This is a genomic window from Actinosynnema pretiosum (assembly GCF_002354875.1).
GTDB lineage: Bacteria > Actinomycetota > Actinomycetes > Mycobacteriales > Pseudonocardiaceae > Actinosynnema > Actinosynnema auranticum.
Window position 1 is genome coordinate 1,376,190 of sequence record NZ_CP023445.1, and the last position, 16,054, is coordinate 1,392,243.

The following is a 16,054-nucleotide window of genomic DNA, read 5'->3' on the forward strand; positions in this document are numbered from 1 at the left end:
TGATGACCGGTTCCACCGGGCTGCTGGTGCTGGCGGTCCTGCTCATCCTGGCCGCGGGCGCGTTCGCGGGGGTCGACGCGGCGCTGGGCACGGTGTCGCGGGCCCGCGTGGAGGCGCTGCTGCGGCAGGGCAGGCCCGGCGCCAAGCAGCTGATGATGGTGCTGGGCGACCGGCCCAGGCACGTGAACCTGCTCCTGCTGCTGCGCCTGGGCTGCGAGCTGGCCGCGACGGTCCTGGTGACCGTGGTCAGCTTCCGGCTGGTGCCGGTGGGCTGGGCGGCGGTGCTGACGGCGGGCGCGTCGATGCTGGTCGTGTCGTACGTGCTGGTCGGCGTCGGCCCGCGCACCCTGGGCCGCCAGCACCCGTACGCGGTGAGCCTGCTGGCCGCCGCGCCCGTGCGGGTGCTCGGCCGGGTGCTGGGGCCGCTGAGCAAGCTGCTGATCCTGGTCGGCAACGCGATCACGCCGGGCAAGGGCTTCCGCGAGGGGCCGTTCTCGTCCGAGGTGGAGCTGCGCGAGCTGGTCGACATGGCGCAGGAGCGCGGCGTCGTCGACGAGGGCGAGCGCGAGATGATCCACTCGGTGTTCGAGCTGGGTGACACCATCGCCCGCGAGGTGATGGTGCCGCGCACCGAGATCGTGTGGATCGAGCAGGCCAAGTCGGTGCGGCAGGCGCTGGCGCTGTCGCTGCGCACCGGGTACACGCGGGTGCCGGTGATCGGCGAGAGCGTGGACGACATCGTCGGCGTGGTGAACCTGAAGGACCTGGTGCGGATCGCGCTGTCCGAGCAGCCGAACGGCAAGCTCGTGTCGGACGTGATGCGCTCGCCCGCGTTCATCCCGGACACCAAGCCGGTCGCGGACCTGCTGCGGGAGATGCAGCTGTCGCGCAACCACCTGGCGGTCGTGGTGGACGAGTACGGCGGCACGGCCGGGCTGCTGACCATCGAGGACATCCTGGAGGAGATCGTCGGGGAGATCACCGACGAGTCCGACACGGACGACCGGCAGCCGGTGGAGTACCTGGCGGACGGGGCGGTTCGGGTGAGCGCGCGGTTGCCCGTGGACGACCTGGACTCGCTGTTCGGCACCGAGCTGGACGACCACGAGGTGGAGACGGTCGGCGGTCTGCTGGCGCAGCGCCTGGGCCGGGTACCGCTGCCGGGCACCGAGGCCGAGATCGCCGGGCTGCGGATGCGCGCCGAGGGCGGCAAGGACGAGCGGGGCCGGATGCGCATCACGACCGTGCTGGTGCGCCCGCTGGCCAGGTCCGCTGAGGACGACGAGGGGAGCGGCGGCGATGAGTGAGCTCGGTCCGGAGGACGTCAAGATCGTGACGTTGGCCAGGTCGGCGCGGGCCCGCACGGGCGCGGCCGAGGGGGCGGCGGTGCGGGACACCGACGGGCGCACCTACGCGGCGACCACGGTGGCGCTGCCGTCGCTGGCGCTGACGGCGCTGCAGGCGGCCGTGGCGGCTGCGGTGGCCAGCGGCGCGGAGGGCCTGGAGGCGGCTGCGGTGGTGACCGGCGCGGAGGAGTTGGACGCCGCGTCGGTGGCGGCGGTGCGCGACCTGGGCGCGTCGGCCCCGGTGTTCCGGGCGGACGGCTCGGGCGCGGTCGTGGAGACGGCGTAGGTGCGGGACTACGTGACGGTGTGCCGCGGTTGTTGCTGCGGCACGGTCAAGAAGCACCCGGACTTCGACCACGAGCACCAGCTGGCCAGGCTGCGCGAGCTGGCGGCGGCGTCGGGCGGGCGGCTGAGCGTGCGGACGGCGGACTGCCTGGACGCGTGCGAGAGCTCGAACGTGCTGGTCGTGAAGCCGCGCGGCCAGCAGCCGGTGTGGCTGGGGTTCGCGCTGGACGACGGCGTGGTGGACGACGTGGCCTCGTGGCTCGACGAGGGCGGCCCGCTGCCGGAGCGGCTGGCGTTGAACCGGGTGTCGCCGCCGAAGGTGAAGAAGGCGAAGAAGAAGTGATCCGCGCCCGCCCGCCGGGGTTCCGGTGGGCGGGCGCGACCGTTCTGAACGCGATGGTCGCCTCCCGTCACCCGGTCGAGCGGCCCTGGTCGCTGCGCAACGCCTGCGGAGGATGACCGACACCCCGGACCCTTGCTCCGCGTCCGGCCTGGAGGACCTGCTCGCCCGGCAGGCGGGTGCTGACCGCGCACGCCCCGCACATCGCCCGGCAGCGCCCCCACCACCCGGCGCTTCGCGGCCGTGACCGCCTCCCTGCCCGCGCTGGGGGACTTCGAGCGGTGGTGGCCGAACGCCGACCTGCGCCCCCGCCGGGCAGCCGTGCTCGCCAGGGCTGACCCTCGCCCCGCGGCCCGTTCGGGAGCGGTCCCACCCCCGTCCGCTCCCGAACGGGCCGCCAACACCCCCGAACGCGCCCGATCCCGCCCCGCCCCCCACCCGAACCCCGCCCGCCCGCGCCCTACCAGGCATCCCCACCCCGCCCCTCCCCGCCCGGCGGCGGGCGGGAACGGACACCAGGGACAATGGGCGGATGGATGGTTACCGCTCCGGCTTCGCGTGCTTCGTCGGCCGCCCGAACGCTGGCAAGTCGACGCTGACCAACGCGCTGGTCGGGACCAAGGTCGCGATCACCTCCAGCAAGCCGCAGACCACCCGGCACACCATCCGGGGCATCGTGCACCGCGAGGACGGCCAGCTGATCCTGGTCGACACCCCCGGTCTGCACCGGCCGCGCACCCTGCTCGGCCAGCGCCTCAACGACCTCGTCCGGGAGACCTGGTCCGAGGTGGACGTGGTCGGGTTCTGCGTGCCCGCCGACCAGAAGGTCGGCCCCGGCGACAAGTTCATCGCCGCCGAGCTTGCCAAGATCGCCAAGCGCACCCCCGTCATCGGCATCGTCACCAAGACCGACCTGGTCCCCCAGCAGCAGGTCCTCGAACAGCTGGTCGCGCTGCAGGAGGTGATGGAGTTCGCCGAGATCATCCCGGTCTCGGCGGTCGACGGCTACCAGGTCGACACCCTCTCCGACCTGCTGCTCGGCAAGCTCCCGGAGGGCCCGCCGCTCTACCCGGACGGCGAGCTGACCGACGAGCCCGAGCAGACCCTCGTCGCCGAGCTGATCCGCGAGGCCGCGCTGGAGGGCGTGCGCGACGAGCTGCCGCACTCCATCGCCGTCGTGGTCGAGGAGATGCTGCCCCGCGAGGGCCGCGACGACCTGGTCGACATTCACGCGAACGTGTTCGTCGAGCGCCCCTCGCAGAAGGCGATCATCCTCGGCCACCGGGGCGAGCGCCTCAAGCAGGTCGGCATCACCTCCCGCCACCAGATCGAGAAGCTCCTCGGCACCCGCGTCTACCTCGACCTGCACATCAAGATCGCCAAGGACTGGCAGCGCGACCCGAAGCAGCTGCGCAGGCTGGGGTTCTAGGTGGCCAACCTGTACCGGGACACGGGGGTGGTCCTGCGGGTGCAGAAGCTCGGCGAGGCCGACCGGATCATCACGCTGCTCACCCAGCGCCACGGCAAGCTGCGCGCGGTCGCCAAGGGCGTGCGCCGCACCTCGTCGCGGTTCGGGGCGCGGCTGGAGCCGTTCGGGCACGTCGACGCGCAGTTCCACCCCGGCCGCACGCTCGACGTCATCACCCAGGTGGAGACGATCGACGCGTTCGGCGTGGTCCTGGTCGACGACTACCAGCGGTACACGGCGGGCTGCGCCGTGCTGGAGACCGCCGACCGGCTCACCTCCGAGGAGAACGCCCCGGCCCTGCGGCTGTACCTGCTGGTCACCGGCGCGCTGCGGGCGCTCGCCGACGGGCGGCGCGACCCGTCGCTGCTGCTCGACGCGTTCCTGCTGCGCGCGATGGCGTTCGCGGGCTGGGCCCCGGCGGTGGGCGAGTGCGCCCGCTGCGGCGAGCCCGGCCCGCACCGGTCGTTCAACGTGCAGGCGGGCGGGGTGGTCTGCGCCAACTGCCGCCCGCCCGGCAGCGCCTCACCATCGGGTGAGACCCTGCGCTTGCTCGCCGCGCTGCTGCACGGCGAGTGGGACGTGGTCGACGAGATCCCGACCGGTCCGCGCCGCGAGGGCAGCGGGCTGGTCGCGGCGCACCTCCAGTGGCACTTGGAGCGCCAGCTCCGGTCGCTTCCCCTGGTGGAGCGCAGGCAGTCGACCGCCGAGAACTAAGAGCCGCCTCCGCACCAACCCCGAGAGGACAGTCATGCTCCGCCGCAGGAGGGCCGAGCGCGAGACGCGCGCACCGCGGCCCCCGGAACCCCTCGCGTCGGGCGCGAAACCCCCCGCGATCCCGGCCGAGTTCGTGCCCAAGCACATCGCGATCGTCATGGACGGCAACGGCCGCTGGGCCAACCAGCGCGGCCTGTCGCGGGTGGAGGGCCACAAGCGCGGCGAGGCCGTCGTGGTCGAAGCCGCCAAGGGCGCCATCGAGATGGGCGTGAAGTGGCTGTCGCTGTACGCCTTCTCCACCGAGAACTGGCGGCGCAGCCCCGAGGAGGTCCGCTTCCTCATGGGCTTCAGCCGCGACGTGATCCACCGCCGCACCGACGAGCTGGACGAGCTGGGCGTGCGGGTGCGCTGGTCGGGGCGCAGGCCCCGGCTGTGGCGCAGCGTCGTCACCGAGCTGGAGTCCGCGCAGGAGCGGACGAAGAACAACACCACGCTCAACCTGGCGATGTGCATCAACTACGGCGGTCGCGCCGAGGTCGGCGACGCCGCCCGCGAGATCGCCCGCCTGGCCGCCGCGGGCAAGATCAACCCGGACAAGGTGGACGAGCGCACCATCGCCCGCTACCTGTACCAGCCGGAGATGCCCGACGTCGACCTGTTCATCCGGCCCTCCGGCGAGCAGCGCACGTCCAACTTCATGCTGTGGCAGTCCGCGTACGCCGAGCTGGTGTTCCAGGACATCCTGTGGCCGGACTTCAGCCGCGAGGACCTGTGGCGCGCCTGCGAGCAGTACGCCATGCGCGACCGCCGCTTCGGCGGCGCGATCGACAAGCCGGACGACCGCACCGGGCCCGACCCCGGCCCGGACGACGCACCCGAACCCGATGAGGAGACCTCGTGACCGACGAGGACGCCGAGGTCACCGCCCGGCTGCTCACCTCGGCCCGCACCGCGCTGGAGCTGTTCCACGAGGTGCACGTGGACGACGACGGCGCGCTGAGCTTCCGGCACGGCGACGTGCCGTGCGCGGTGCAGGCGATGCGGCTGGCCGAGGGCCTGACCGTGCTCAGCCTCACCTGCGTGGTCGCCTGGGACCTGCCGCACAGCCCCGACCTGGCCTCGTCGGCCGCCGAGCGGGCTGGTCAGGGCCTGTTCGGCACGCTCGGCGTGGTCCACACCGACCGGGGCATGGACGTCACCCTGCGCTACGCCTTCCCCGCGGAGGGCCTCGACCCCGAGCCGCTCAGCACCCTGCTGATGCTCGTCGTTTCCACCGCCTCGCAGCTGCGCGGCGAACTGCTGGCACGAGCGGAAGGCGGAGCCTGATCATGGGTGGCGTTGTGGTGTACGAGCCCGAGGACGCCGACGAGGTCGAGGGCCTGCCCTGGGCGGTCACCTTCGAGGCCTCCGGCGGCGAGGACTGGGGCAGCTTCGTGTGCGGGCCCTACCTGCGCGACGACGCGGTGGCGCTCGCCGAGTCCGTGGTGAGCCAGCGGCGCGGCAAGGTGCTCGCCGTGGTCGAGCCGCTGCTGCCGGTCGAGGACGTGGCCGACGTGCTGGCCACCATCGACGAGCTGCAGGAGGAGTACGAGGAGGACGAGGAGGAGGTCTAGCCGGGCGGGACCGGCGGCGCCCTGACTTCCCGGCCCGTTCCCCGGTCGTTCCTCCGAACGCGTGAGCGGCGTGGCATCATCTCGGCAATGACAATCACTGGCGAGATCAGGGGGCCGCGCCGCCCGCGCGCCCGCTGGCGCGTCACCTCGCTGGAGGTCCTGTGCGGCCTCCTCGTGCTGGCCCTGCTGCTGCAGGACTGGCTGGTGGGGGTGCTCGACGTGCCCGCGCTGCGCACCGGCGCCACGGTGTTCGTCGCGGTGTGCGTCCAGGCCATGCCGTTCCTCGTGCTCGGCGTGCTCATCAGCGGCGCGATCGCCGCGTTCGTGCCCGCGTCGCTGCTGCGCCGCGCCATGCCCCGCAACCCCGCGCTGGCCGTGCCGGTCGCGGGCATCGCGGGCGTGGCGCTGCCCGGCTGCGAGTGCGCGTCGGTGCCGGTGGCCAGGCGGCTCATGCAGCAGGGCGTCGCGCCCGCCGCCGCGCTGGCGTTCCTGCTCGCCGCGCCCGCCGTGAACCCGGTGGTGCTGGTGTCGACGGCCGTCGCGTTCAAGGACGCGCCGTGGATGGTGCCCGCCCGGTTCGTCGGCTCGCTGCTGACCGCCGTGGTGATGGGCTGGTTGTGGACCCGCTTCGGCAAGGCCGAGTGGATCGCCGAGCGGGCGCTGCGCCGCATCCCCGACCGCGACGGGCGCTCGCGCTGGGCGGTGTTCGCCGAGACCGCGCGGCACGACCTGGTCGAGGCGGGCGGGTTCCTGGTGCTGGGCGGGGTGTTCGCGGCGGTGTTCAACGTGCTGGTGCCCACGGCGTGGCTGGAGACCCTGGGCGCGCAGCTCGCGCTCGCGGTGCTGGTGATGGCGCTGCTGGCGGTCGTGCTCGCGCTGTGCAGCGAGGCCGACGCGTTCGTGGCGATGTCGATGTCCGCGCTGCCGCTGCTGCCCCGGCTGGTGTTCCTGGTCGTGGGACCCGCCGTGGACGTGAAGCTGGTGGCGCTCCAGGCGGGCGCCTTCGGGCGCGGGTTCGCCGCGCGGTTCGCGCCTGCCACGTTCGTGGTGGCCGTGGCCTGCGCGCTGGTGTCGGGGTGGGTGTTCCTGTGAGGCGCGAGACCCAGAACGTGCTGCTCGTGCTGCTCGGCGGCGCGCTGCTGAAGCTGGCGCTGACCGGGACGTACCTGCGGTACGTGAAGGCGTCGCTGCAACCGTGGCTGGTGGCCACGGGGGTGGTGATGGTGCTGCTGGCCGTGGTGGCGATCGTGCGGGACGTGCGGGCCCAGCACGCCAGGGCGACCTCGGGCGAGCCCGAGGCGCACGACGACCACGAGCACGGCGGCAGCCGCAGCCCGTGGCTGCTCCTGCTGCCGGTGCTCGCGGTGTTCCTGATCAGCCCGCCCGCGCTCGGCTCGGACAGCGTCAGCCGGGCCGACGACGGGCTGCCGCAGTCGCAGGCGTCCTCCGGCGGCTTCGCGCCGCTGGCCGACGACGCGGTGGTGCCGCTGACCATCACCGAGTTCGTCACCCGCACCGCCTGGGACGACTCCGGCTCGCTCGACGACCGCACCGTGAGGCTCACCGGGTTCGTGGCGCGGGTCGACGGGCAGGTGTTCGTGGCCCGCCTGGCGATCTCCTGCTGCGCCGCCGACGCCCGGCCGATCAAGGTGCTGCTCACCGGGACCGACATGGGCGCGTGGGCGACCGACCAGTGGGTCGAGGTGACCGGGCGGTACGTGCCGGGCACGGCCACCAAGGAGACCGCGTACGTGCCCACGTTCACCGTCCGCGAGGTCGTCCCCATCGCCGCGCCCCAGGAGACCTACGAGGGCTAGACGCGCGCCTGCCCCGGACCCCCTTCGGCGGGGTCCGGGGCAGGGCGTCGTCCGCGGTGCCGCGTTCCGGTGGTCGCGCCGGTCAGGACCGGGCGGCCGTGCAGTCCGCGCAGGTGCCGAAGATCTCCACGGTGTGGCTGATCGCGGAGAACCCGTTCTCCTCGGCGACCCGGTCCGCCCACTTCTCCACCGCGGGCCCCTCGACCTCCACGGTGTGGCCGCAGTGGCGGCACACCAGGTGGTGATGGTGGTGGGCGGAGCAGCGGCGGTAGATCGCCTCGCCGGAGTCCGTGCGCAGCACGTCCACCTCGCCCGCCTCGGCCAGCGACTGGAGGGTGCGGTAGACCGTGGTCAGACCGATGCCCTCACCGCGCTTGCGCAGCTCCTCGTGCAGCTCCTGGGCCGAGCGGAACTCGTCGAGCTGGTCGAGCAGCTTGGACACGGCGGTGCGCTGCTTGGTGGAACGCAGCCCCGGCACCGCGGTGCCGGGACGCTCGCTTGTCGTCACAGGTCCTCCGTCCGGGACGTACGGGCCTCGTTGATACCACGAGTGGTCTCCTCCGCGTGCGTCACCGCGTCGACGACGATGTGCGCGAGGTGCTCGTCGGCGAGCCGGTAGACCACCTCCCGCCCGTGCCGCTCGCCGTGCACGACACCCGCGGCCTTGAGCACGCGCAGGTGCTGGCTGATGAGCGGCTGGGCCACGCCCAGCGCCTCGACCAGCTCGTGCACGCAGCGGTCGGACTCGCGCAGCTGGAGCACGATCGCGATGCGGACCGGCGCGGCCAGCGCCCGGAGCAGCTCGCCCGCGGCCTCCAGGGTGCCCGTCGGCGGGCGGGCCGGGGCCGGGTTCGGCGCTTCGCGAGCGGGGGAGTGCACGTGCCCGCCCCTCACCCCAACCGTCACGGCGCCTCCCACTTGGCATGGATTTTCACCCCCAATACTAGGCGCTCCCCGGCCGGGCCCCGAGGTCGTTCCCGAGGACGCCGCCGGGCCGTGCGACGGGCGTCCTCCGGGTGGCTCCTCGGCCGGTCCTGCGGGCCGTCTCCTCCGGCCGGTCCTGCCGGCCCCGGCCCGAGCCGGGCGCGCGGGCGCCCGCGTGGGAGGCTTGCCCGATGCTGCTCGTGTGCAGGTTCGACGTCCCGGAAGAGGCCGCGGAGCCGTTCACCGCCAGGGTCGCCCAGGCCCTGTCCCTGCTCACCGCCCAGCCGGGCTGCCTGAGCGCCGACCTGGCCCGCTCGATGGACGAACCGGACCGCTACGTGCTGACGGCCCGCTTCGAGTCGGTCGTCGCCTACCGCCGCTCCCTGTCCCCGTTCCCGGTCCGCGAGGCGGTGGTCCCGCTGCTGTCCGAGGCGATCGCGGAGCAGTCCGGCACGTACGAGCCGCTGCTCGCGGCAGGCGGCGGCGAGGTCGAGCGCCGAACCAGCCTGGTGGCGAGCGACGCGTTCACGGTGCGCCTGGGCGAGGCGGCCGAACCGAGCAGCACGCCCCGGTAGCGGGGGCGTCCGCCCCCTTCGCGATCACCGCCCGTGATCCACACCCGCCCCCGGTCGCCCGATGGGGGGCGCGGCACTGGGACTACCCTGACGCATCCGTTCTCCCCCCGCAGCCCCGATGGAGCCCCCGTGGCAGCCGATCGCATCGAGACCGTCGTCAGCCTCTGCAAGCGCCGTGGCTTCGTCTACCCGTGCGGGGAGATCTACGGCGGCACCCGGTCCGCGTGGGACTACGGGCCGCTCGGGGTCGAGCTCAAGGACAACATCAAGCGCCAGTGGTGGAACTTCATGGTGCGCGGGCGCGAGGACGTCGTCGGGCTGGACTCCTCCGTCATCCTGCCGCGCGAGGTGTGGACCGCCTCCGGGCACGTCGAGGCGTTCGTCGACCCGCTCGTCGAGTGCAACTCCTGCCACAAGCGGTTCCGGCAGGACACGCTGTCGGAGGAGTACGCCGAGCGCACCGGCAAGGACGTGGCCGAGGGCGACGTCTCCGACGTGCCGTGCCCCAACTGCGGCACCCGCGGCCAGTACACCGAGCCGCGCATGTTCAACGGCCTGCTCAAGACCCACCTCGGCCCGGTCGAGACCGAGGAGGGCCTGCACTACCTGCGGCCCGAGACCGCGCAGGGCATCTTCACGAACTTCCTGAACGTGCAGACCACCTCGCGCCGCAAGCCGCCGTTCGGCATCGGCCAGATCGGCAAGTCGTTCCGCAACGAGATCACGCCCGGCAACTTCATCTTCCGCACCCGCGAGTTCGAGCAGATGGAGATGGAGTTCTTCGTCGAGCCCGGCACCGACGAGCAGTGGCACCAGTACTGGATCGACGAGCGCACCCGCTGGTACACGGAGCTGGGCATCTCGGCGGACAACCTGCGGCACTACGAGCACCCGGCGGAGAAGCTGTCGCACTACGCGAAGCGCACCGTCGACATCGAGTACCGCTTCCGCTTCGGCGGCCAGGAGTGGGGCGAGCTGGAGGGCATCGCCAACCGCACCGACTTCGACCTCACCACGCACTCCAACCACTCGGGCGTCGACCTGTCGTACTTCGACCAGGCCACCAACTCCCGCTACCGCCCGTTCGTGATCGAGCCCGCGGCGGGCGTGGGCCGTCCGATGATGGCGTTCCTGCTGGAGGCCTACACCGAGGACGAGGCGCCCAACGCCAAGGGCGGCGTGGACAAGCGCGTCGTGCTGCGCCTGGACCGCAGGCTCGCGCCGGTGAAGGCCGCCGTGCTGCCGCTCTCGCGCAACGCCGACCTCTCGCCCAAGGCGAAGGACCTGGCCGCCGCGCTGCGCAAGCACTGGAACGTGGAGTTCGACGACGCGGGCGCCATCGGCCGCCGGTACCGCAGGCAGGACGAGATCGGCACGCCGTTCTGCGTCACGGTCGACTTCGACACCCTCACCGACCACGCGGTGACCGTGCGCGAGCGCGACACCATGTCGCAGGAGCGGGTGTCCGTGGACCAGATCGAGGGCTACCTGGCGGCCCGGCTCATCGGGGCCTGACCGCCCCCCGACGCCTCCCCGGACGGCGCCCGCGCGACCTCCGCGCGGACGCCGTTCCGCGCTCACGGGGTGAACAGCCGGTTTCCGGGAGCGGTCCCCGACCGCATCGGCGGGGAAGGCTGATTACACCGCTCACCCTTCCGGGCGAAAAATTCCCCGTGATAACACCGTGATATGGAGAACCTTTCACGTTTTCCTGTCACGGTCAGTAACGTGAAACCCTGTGCATGTTCCAGCTCACCGACTACCGGGTGATACTGCGTCGCCACGGAGTAAAGCTGGGACGTCTTTAACCGCCGCGTCACCCTCCCCTGTGACACTGGAGTCACGAATCGGACAAACGGACGCCGGTTCCCACGTTCGGGGAGGTGGTCGCGGTGCGCTCGTCGGCGATCTTCCTCGTGCTCGCCCTGGTGGCCGCCTTCCTCACCTGCGAGGTCGACCTCGCCGCCGTCCGCTCGCACGGCGGGCACTCCGGAGGCCACTCCAGCAGCGAGGAGAAGATCCCCCGCGAGCTGCGCGAAGCCCCCAAGTTCCGGGCGGGCGCCCTGGAGGAGCAGCGCGAGCGCCCCACCCGTCCCGCCGCCCGCCCGGCCTTCCCGAACCGGCCGAACCCGCCCGCCACGATCTCCGCCCCGCCCACCGAGCCGGACGCCGACCCGTGGACGTCCCCACCGGCGCTCCAGGTGTTCCGCAACTGATCGACCGCACCGCGCCGCCCCTCGCCGAATTCCCCACCGCGAGGAGAAACCGCATTCCTGCGGGAGCAGTGACAACCGATCAGCGGAGCGCACAGTGGAATTCACCTCTCTCGTCCAGCACGCCAGGACGCACGCCGACCGCAGGCCGGTCGACGCCGGGCGCAGGCTGGCCCAGGGCCAGTCGCCGACCGTCCTGTTCATCACCTGCGCGGATTCCCGGATCGTCCCCTCGGCGATCACGGGGGCCGAACCCGGCAGCCTCTTCGAGCTGCGCACCGCGGGCAACGTGATCCCGCGCTTCACCCCGGACTCGACCTGCGGCGAGCTCGCCACCATCGAGTTCGCCGTCGTCCAGCTGGCCGTCTCGGAGATCGTCGTCTGCGGCCACTCGCACTGCGGCGCGGTGCGCGCGCTGCACGCCGACGACCCGCTCGACCACCTGCCGCACCTGCGCCGCTGGCTCACCGAGCACCTCACGCCCGGCGAGCGCGCCGACGACCCCGCCCTGCGCGCCGAGGGCCGCAGGCACGTGCTCACCCAGCTCGACGCGCTCACCCGCTACCCGTTCGTGGCCGAGCGGGTCGCGAGCGGCGCGGTGCGCGTCCACGGCTGGTTCTACGACATCGAGACCGGCGTCGTGTCCACGCACGAGCCGCAGCCCACCGCGCGCGCCGGGTCCGAGGGCCACCGCCGCCCCGCGCTCGAAGCCGCGGGCTTCCGCCCCCTGTGAGCCCTCCCGCGAGCCCGCCCGCGCACCCTCCCGCGAGTCCGCGGCCGAGCCTCCCCGCGAGCGCGGAAGCCACCCCCACGAACCTCACGGAGCCCCCAGTGACCGAACAGCTCCAGCAGCCCGTCCCCCGCGAGCGCGGGCCGGGCCGCAGGACCCGCCTCGGGTCCACCCTCGTCCCCGACCTCGGCGCCTCGCTCGTGGTCTTCCTGGTGGCGCTGCCGCTGTGCGTCGGCATCGCGGTGGCGTCCGGCGTGCCCGCCGAGCTGGGCATCGTCACCGGCGTGGTCGGCGGCGTCGTCGTCGGCCTGCTGCCGGGCAGCACCATGCAGGTCAGCGGCCCGGCGGCGGGCCTGACCGTGCTGGTGGCCGACACCGTCGCCACGCACGGCGCGGCCTCGCTGGGCCTGATCGTGCTCGGCGCGGGCCTGCTCCAGGTCCTCCTCGGCGCGCTGCGCCTGGGCCGCTGGTTCCGGGCCATCTCGCCCGCCGTGGTGCAGGGGATGCTCGCCGGGATCGGCCTGGTGCTCATCCTCGGGCAGCTCTACCCGCTGGTGGGCCGCGCCGCGCCCGGCACGACGGCCGAGAAGTTCCTCGGCCTGCCCGCGCTGGTCCCCGACCTGCCGGGTCCGGCGGCGGCGCTCGGCGCGCTGACGGTCGTGGTGGCCGTGCTGTGGAAGCGGCACGCGCCCCACCGGTTGGCGAGGGTGCCCGGCGTGCTGGTGGCCGTGGTGGTCGCCAGCGCGGCGGGGGCGGCGTTCGACGTGCCGCGCATCCAGGTCGGCGCGCTCGCGGACGAGCTGACGTTCGTCGGCGAGGCCCCGGTCACGCCCGCCCTGATCGGGGCGGTGCTGACCTTCGCGCTGGTGGCGTCGGCGGAGAGCCTGTTCAGCGCGGCGGCGGTGGACCGGATGCACGACGGGCCCCGCACCCACTACGACCGCGAGCTCGTCGCGCAGGGCGTCGGCAACACCCTGTGCGGGCTGGTCGGCGCGCTGCCGATGACGGCGGTGATCGTGCGCAGCGCAGCGAACGTCGACGCGGGCGCCCGGACCAGGGCGGCCAGGGTGCTGCACGGGGTGTGGCTGCTGGTGTTCGTGGCGCTGCTGCCGCAGACCCTGGCGGCCATCCCCCTCGCGGTGCTGGCGGGCCTGCTGGTGCACGCGGGCTGGAAGCTCCTCGCGCCGCGCGGGGTGCTCGCGCTGGCCAGGACCGACCGGGCCGAGGCGGCGGTGCTGGTGCTGACCGCGACCCTGATCGTCACCACCGACCTGCTGACCGGCACCCTCGCCGGCCTGCTGGCGGCGGTGGTCAAGACGGCGTGGGACGTGTCGCGGCTGAGCGTGACCGTCGACGGCGACCGCGTGGAGGTGCGCGGCAACGCGACGTTCCTGCGGCTCCCCCAGCTGCTGGACCGCCTGGAGGCGGTGCCGGGCGACCGCAGGCTGCGGCTGGACATGGCGGGCGTGCGGCACCAGGACCAGGCGTGCCGCCAGGCCGTGGAGCAGTGGGCGGCCAGGCGGGGGGACGTGGAGCTGATCGGGCCGGGCGCGGGCTGATCACGCTCGGGCGGCGCGGGGCCACCGGTCCCGCGCCGCCCCTACGGCGAGACCACCTGCGCCAGGAAGAACACCGCCCCGGTGCGGGCGTGCCGCACCAGCAGCAGGTGCGGCCGGTCCACCCGCACCACCAGCGGTTCCGGGGCGGGCCGGAACGCCGCCGCGCGCGTCAGCACCGCCGTGGCCGCGGCCCCCTCCAGCCCCTGCTCGTCCACCCGCAGCACCGCCTCGTGCACCACCTCGCCGACCACCAGCCTCGGGTCCGGGCTGAGCGCGCCCAGGTCCGCGCCCGACCCGAACACCGCCCGCACGCCAAGGCCGCGCAGCGCCCCGCCCAGCCGGGCGGAGAACTCCAGCCGGGCCTTCGGCAGCGACAGGTCCACCCGCCGGTGCTCCAGCCCGTCCAGAACCTCGGGAACGCCGTCGAGCGCGCCCAGCCCGCCGTCCGGCAGCAGCACGACCAGCTCCACCCCGCCCTCGGCGGGCAGCGCGACCGCCTGCCACCCGGCGCGCGCGGCGTGCCGGGCGTTCGCGGTCACCCGCATCGTCGGCACCGGACGGGTGCCGGAGGGGGTGTGGAACGGCCGGTCGGCGGTCGCGCGCTCGGGGAACGCGGTCACCCACGCGGTCTTCAGGTACAGCGCGTTGACCAGCACCGACACCGTGTCCGCCCGCACCGAGCCCGGCTGGAGCAGCTGCGGGACCAGGTCGCGGGTGGTCTCCGCGACGTCCGCGTTGATCAGCGCGCGCGCCGCCTCCGGGTCGTCCGCGAACGGGGCCGAGCGGGCCGCGCCACCGGGCCAGTCGGCCAGCCGCCGCAGGAAGCCGTCCACCAGCGGCAGGTCGTCGGCGGCCCACAGGGTGTTCGCCACGGCGAGCTCGGCGGGCGCGCCCACCCCGCTCTCCCGCACCAGCTCGGGACCGCCGGGCCCGAGCAGCGCCAGCAGCTCCTCGCGGGTCCGCCCGCGCGCCGCCTCGGCCAGCAGACCGAGCGCGCTGGCGACCGAGTACGGCGACCAGCAGGCGGACCGGGTGCGGTCCGGGGCCAGCGCGTCGTGCAGCGCCAGCGCGAACGTCAGGTGCCCTCGGTCGCGCACCCGATCACCTCCACACGTCGTCCGGGAACCGGGTGGGCGCCCTCAGCCACCACCCCAGTGTGCCACCGGTCACACGCCGTTCACGTGGCTGCGGTGCCACGCCACCGCCTGCGCGTCCGTCAACAGCGACACCTGGTCCACGATCACCCGCAACCGCGCCGCGTCGTCCCCCGCCGCGTGCCACGCCGGGGCGAACGCCGGGTCCAGCGCCCCCGGCGCCCGCTCCAGCAGGGCGTGCGCCAGCTCGGTGATCAGCTCGCGCTGCCGCTCCTGCTTCGCCCTGCGCACCGGGTCGCTCATCACGTACCGCACCGCCATCGCCTTCAGCAGCGCCACCTCCGCCGCCGCCCGCTCCGGCACCACCAGGCCCGCCGCGTACCGGGTCAGCCGCCCGTCGCCGTGCTCGGCCCTGGTCGCCCCCACCGCCGCCGACGCGAACCGCCCCACCAGCTCGCTGGTCAGCCGCTTGAGCGCGAACTGGGCGCGCAGCGTCGCGTCGTAGTGCCCCAGCTCGGCGATCACCGGCAGCACCGCCAGCTCCTGCGCCACCGCCTCCAGCTCGGCCACCGACCGCGCCGAGAACCGGTTCGCCACCGCCAGCTCCGCGATCGCCGTCCGCTCCTCCGCGACCCCCAGCGAGTACAGGTTGATCCGGTGCGCGAGCACCCCGTCCTCGACGTCGTGCACTGAGTACGCCACGTCGTCGGCCCAGTCCATGACCTGCGCCTCCAGGCAGCGCTCCCGCCCCGGCGCGCCCTCCCGCACCCAGTCGAACACGTCGAGGTCGTCCTCGTACGCGCCGAACTTCACCAGCCCCGGCTGCCTCGGCCACGGGTACTTCGTCGCCGCGTCCAGGCAGGCCCGCGTCAGGTTCAGCCCCCGGTCGGTCTTCGGCTCCAACCGGGTCAGGATGCGCAGCGTCTGCGCGTTGCCCTCGAACCCGCCGCACGGCCCGGCCAGCTCGTTGAGCGCGCGCTCCCCGTTGTGCCCGAACGGCGGGTGGCCGATGTCGTGCGCCAGACCGGCGGTGTCCACCAGGTCCGGGTCGCAGCCCAGCTCCTCGCCGATGCCCCGGCCGATCTGGGCGACCTCCAGCGAGTGCGTCAACCGGGTGCGCGGCACGCCGGTGACCTCGGCGCCCTCGCCGGGGCCCACCACCTGGGTCTTGCCCGCCAGCCTGCGCAGCGCCGCCGAGTGCAGCACCCGCGCCCGGTCCCGCGCGTACGGCGTGCGGCGCTCGGTGCGCGAACCGGGCAGCACGGCGGCCTTCGGCGGTTCGGGGAGGAGCCTGGCGCCGTCGTGGTCGGAGTAGCCGGGGTTCATCCGAACACCGTAGGGGAGGGCGGGCGACCAGGACGTGGCCGGGAGACGAC

At 73.8% G+C, this 16,054-nt stretch carries 19 protein-coding genes; 15 read left to right on the forward strand and 4 right to left on the reverse strand.

Annotated features, from left to right (window positions below):
• Positions 1 to 2 precede the first annotated feature (2 nt).
• The 10 genes from CNX65_RS06235 (at position 3) to CNX65_RS06280 (ending at position 7,583) form a co-directional block, all read left to right on the forward strand.
• Positions 3 to 1,307 (forward strand): hemolysin family protein, encoded by a 1,305-nt coding sequence (locus tag CNX65_RS06235; protein ID WP_096491905.1) that lies wholly within the window; start codon positions 3 to 5, stop codon positions 1,305 to 1,307.
• Entirely contained in the window at positions 1,300 to 1,632 is a 333-nt protein-coding gene (locus CNX65_RS06240; RefSeq protein WP_096491906.1) for a cytidine deaminase, read from the forward strand. The genes CNX65_RS06235 and CNX65_RS06240 overlap by 8 nt, the downstream gene beginning before the upstream one ends.
• Positions 1,633 to 1,974, forward strand: a complete 342-nt coding sequence (locus tag CNX65_RS06245) for a hypothetical protein (protein WP_096491907.1) — start codon at positions 1,633 to 1,635, stop codon at positions 1,972 to 1,974. It abuts the gene before it with no gap.
• Between the two features lie 529 nt (positions 1,975 to 2,503).
• Positions 2,504 to 3,400: a GTPase Era gene (era, locus tag CNX65_RS06250; RefSeq protein ID WP_096491908.1), complete on the forward strand. Its 897-nt coding sequence runs from the start codon at positions 2,504 to 2,506 to the stop codon at positions 3,398 to 3,400.
• Positions 3,401 to 4,153 carry a DNA repair protein RecO gene (gene recO, locus CNX65_RS06255; RefSeq protein ID WP_096491909.1) on the forward strand — a complete coding sequence of 251 codons (753 nt, stop codon included), beginning with the start codon at positions 3,401 to 3,403 and terminating at the stop codon, positions 4,151 to 4,153.
• Between the two features lie 34 nt (positions 4,154 to 4,187).
• A complete protein-coding gene (locus CNX65_RS06260) occupies positions 4,188 to 5,054 on the forward strand; it encodes an isoprenyl transferase (protein ID WP_096491910.1) in 867 nt (288 codons plus the stop codon).
• The gene (locus CNX65_RS06265) at positions 5,051 to 5,479 is read left to right on the forward strand and encodes a YbjN domain-containing protein (RefSeq protein ID WP_096491911.1); all 429 of its coding nucleotides are present in this window, start codon (positions 5,051 to 5,053) and stop codon (positions 5,477 to 5,479) included. The genes CNX65_RS06260 and CNX65_RS06265 overlap by 4 nt, the downstream gene beginning before the upstream one ends.
• Positions 5,480 to 5,481: 2 nt before the next feature.
• The gene (locus CNX65_RS06270) at positions 5,482 to 5,766 is read left to right on the forward strand and encodes a hypothetical protein (protein WP_096491912.1); all 285 of its coding nucleotides are present in this window, start codon (positions 5,482 to 5,484) and stop codon (positions 5,764 to 5,766) included.
• A gap of 87 nt (positions 5,767 to 5,853) precedes the next feature.
• The gene (locus tag CNX65_RS06275; RefSeq protein ID WP_096491913.1) at positions 5,854 to 6,858 is read left to right on the forward strand and encodes a permease; all 1,005 of its coding nucleotides are present in this window, start codon (positions 5,854 to 5,856) and stop codon (positions 6,856 to 6,858) included.
• Positions 6,855 to 7,583 carry a TIGR03943 family putative permease subunit gene (locus CNX65_RS06280; RefSeq protein WP_096491914.1) on the forward strand — a complete coding sequence of 243 codons (729 nt, stop codon included), beginning with the start codon at positions 6,855 to 6,857 and terminating at the stop codon, positions 7,581 to 7,583. Before CNX65_RS06275 ends, CNX65_RS06280 begins: the two co-directional genes overlap by 4 nt.
• A gap of 82 nt (positions 7,584 to 7,665) precedes the next feature.
• Here the strand turns inward: CNX65_RS06280 and CNX65_RS06285 are convergent, their stop codons facing one another.
• A complete protein-coding gene (locus CNX65_RS06285) occupies positions 7,666 to 8,091 on the reverse strand; it encodes a Fur family transcriptional regulator (protein ID WP_015800103.1) in 426 nt (141 codons plus the stop codon).
• The gene (locus tag CNX65_RS06290; RefSeq protein ID WP_096497645.1) at positions 8,088 to 8,489 is read right to left on the reverse strand and encodes an ArsR/SmtB family transcription factor; all 402 of its coding nucleotides are present in this window, start codon (positions 8,487 to 8,489) and stop codon (positions 8,088 to 8,090) included. The genes CNX65_RS06285 and CNX65_RS06290 overlap by 4 nt, the downstream gene beginning before the upstream one ends.
• 209 nt (positions 8,490 to 8,698) lie before the next feature.
• Here CNX65_RS06290 and CNX65_RS06295 point away from each other — a divergent pair, with 209 nt between their 5' ends.
• The 5 genes from CNX65_RS06295 to CNX65_RS06315 all read left to right on the forward strand — a co-directional run bounded on the left by CNX65_RS06295 (position 8,699) and on the right by CNX65_RS06315 (position 13,584).
• Positions 8,699 to 9,082 carry an antibiotic biosynthesis monooxygenase family protein gene (locus CNX65_RS06295; protein WP_096491915.1) on the forward strand — a complete coding sequence of 128 codons (384 nt, stop codon included), beginning with the start codon at positions 8,699 to 8,701 and terminating at the stop codon, positions 9,080 to 9,082.
• Positions 9,083 to 9,211: 129 nt separating this feature from the next.
• Entirely contained in the window at positions 9,212 to 10,597 is a 1,386-nt protein-coding gene (locus CNX65_RS06300) for a glycine--tRNA ligase (RefSeq protein ID WP_096491916.1), read from the forward strand.
• Between the two features lie 368 nt (positions 10,598 to 10,965).
• Positions 10,966 to 11,298 carry a hypothetical protein gene (locus CNX65_RS06305; RefSeq protein WP_096491917.1) on the forward strand — a complete coding sequence of 111 codons (333 nt, stop codon included), beginning with the start codon at positions 10,966 to 10,968 and terminating at the stop codon, positions 11,296 to 11,298.
• Between the two features lie 94 nt (positions 11,299 to 11,392).
• Entirely contained in the window at positions 11,393 to 12,028 is a 636-nt protein-coding gene (locus CNX65_RS06310; protein ID WP_096491918.1) for a carbonic anhydrase, read from the forward strand.
• A 98-nt stretch (positions 12,029 to 12,126) separates the two neighbouring features.
• Positions 12,127 to 13,584 (forward strand): SulP family inorganic anion transporter, encoded by a 1,458-nt coding sequence (locus tag CNX65_RS06315; protein ID WP_096491919.1) that lies wholly within the window; start codon positions 12,127 to 12,129, stop codon positions 13,582 to 13,584.
• Between the two features lie 41 nt (positions 13,585 to 13,625).
• Here CNX65_RS06315 and CNX65_RS06320 read toward each other — a convergent pair whose 3' ends face one another.
• On the reverse strand, positions 13,626 to 14,681 hold the full coding sequence (locus tag CNX65_RS06320; protein ID WP_096491920.1) for a serpin family protein: 1,056 nt from the start codon (positions 14,679 to 14,681) through the stop codon (positions 13,626 to 13,628).
• A 69-nt stretch (positions 14,682 to 14,750) separates the two neighbouring features.
• On the reverse strand, positions 14,751 to 16,004 hold the full coding sequence (locus tag CNX65_RS06325) for a deoxyguanosinetriphosphate triphosphohydrolase (protein WP_096491921.1): 1,254 nt from the start codon (positions 16,002 to 16,004) through the stop codon (positions 14,751 to 14,753).
• Positions 16,005 to 16,054: the final 50 nt, after the last annotated feature.

Bases quoted from the DNA above. Each gene is read 5' to 3' on its own strand.
- CNX65_RS06325 (WP_096491921.1), bottom strand. From the start codon at position 16,004: ATGAACCCCGGCTACTCCGACCACGACGGCGCCAGGCTCCTCCCCGAA.
- CNX65_RS06270 (WP_096491912.1), top strand. From the start codon at position 5,482: ATGGGTGGCGTTGTGGTGTACGAGCCCGAGGACGCCGACGAGGTCGAG.
- CNX65_RS06275 (WP_096491913.1), top strand. From the start codon at position 5,854: ATGACAATCACTGGCGAGATCAGGGGGCCGCGCCGCCCGCGCGCCCGC.
- CNX65_RS06235 (WP_096491905.1), top strand. From the start codon at position 3: ATGACCGGTTCCACCGGGCTGCTGGTGCTGGCGGTCCTGCTCATCCTG.
- CNX65_RS06295 (WP_096491915.1), top strand. From the start codon at position 8,699: ATGCTGCTCGTGTGCAGGTTCGACGTCCCGGAAGAGGCCGCGGAGCCG.
- CNX65_RS06240 (WP_096491906.1), top strand. From the start codon at position 1,300: ATGAGTGAGCTCGGTCCGGAGGACGTCAAGATCGTGACGTTGGCCAGG.
- era (WP_096491908.1), top strand. From the start codon at position 2,504: ATGGATGGTTACCGCTCCGGCTTCGCGTGCTTCGTCGGCCGCCCGAAC.
- CNX65_RS06260 (WP_096491910.1), top strand. From the start codon at position 4,188: ATGCTCCGCCGCAGGAGGGCCGAGCGCGAGACGCGCGCACCGCGGCCC.